This is a genomic window from Geminicoccus flavidas (assembly GCF_009806515.1).
In the GTDB taxonomy this organism is placed as follows: Bacteria; Pseudomonadota; Alphaproteobacteria; order Geminicoccales; family Geminicoccaceae; genus Geminicoccus; species Geminicoccus flavidus.
In genome coordinates this window covers 1-839 of sequence record NZ_WUJP01000575.1, presented here as the reverse complement: position 1 = coordinate 839, position 839 = coordinate 1, and the positions used below count along the sequence as shown (strand labels likewise).

1 protein-coding gene is annotated in these 839 nt (G+C 70.0%); it reads left to right on the top strand.

The annotated features are described in order from the left end of the window. The coding region (locus tag EQG76_RS16470) for an ABC transporter permease subunit (protein WP_200840859.1) at positions 1-839 on the top strand (839 nt) is incomplete at both ends.

Genomic DNA, 839 nt, shown 5'->3' with positions numbered 1-839 from the left:
TGCGCTTCGCGCTCCGCCGCATCCTCACCCTCCTGCCGCTGCTGTTGATCGTCTCGGTGGCGGTGTTCCTTGTGCTGCGCCTGGGCCAGGGTGACCCGGCGGTGGACTATCTGCGCCTGGCCCAGATCCCGCCGACCCAGGCCGCCCTCGCGCAGGCCCGGATGGAGCTGGGCCTCGACCAGCCGATCTCCGTCCAGTACCTGGACTGGCTGACGGGTGCGGTCCGGCTCGACCTGGGCATGTCCTGGGTCACCAGGCGGCCGGTGCTGGACGAACTGCTCCACTACCTGCCGGCCACCCTGGAACTGGCCGGTGCGGCCCTGCTCCTGGTGATCCTGGTGGGCATCCCGCTGGGCATCCTGGCCGCACTGACCAAGGACCGCTGGCCGGACCAGCTCACCCGGCTGTTCGCCTTCGTCGGGGCCTCGATCCCGAACTTCTGGCTGGCCTTCCTCCTGGTCCTGGTCTTCTCCGTCCAGCTGGGCTGGCTGCCGCCGATGGGCAGAGGCGGACTGGAGCATCTGATCCTGCCGGCGATCGCCACCGCACTCATGTCGACTGCGATCAATCTGCGCCTGATGCGCGCCTCGGTGCTGGCGCAGCTGGGCGAGCGCCACCTGCTGTTCGCCCGGGCCCGCGGTCTCCCTGAGCGCGCCGTGATCGGCCGCCATGTGGTGCGCAATGCCCTGATCCCGCCGGTCACGGCGATCGGGCTGCATGTCGGCGAGCTGATCGGCGGGGCCATGATCGTGGAGATCGTGTTCGGCTGGCCAGGGGTCGGCCGCTATGCGCTCCAGGCGATCACCAGCCGCGACTTCCCGGCCCTTCAGGGCTTCATC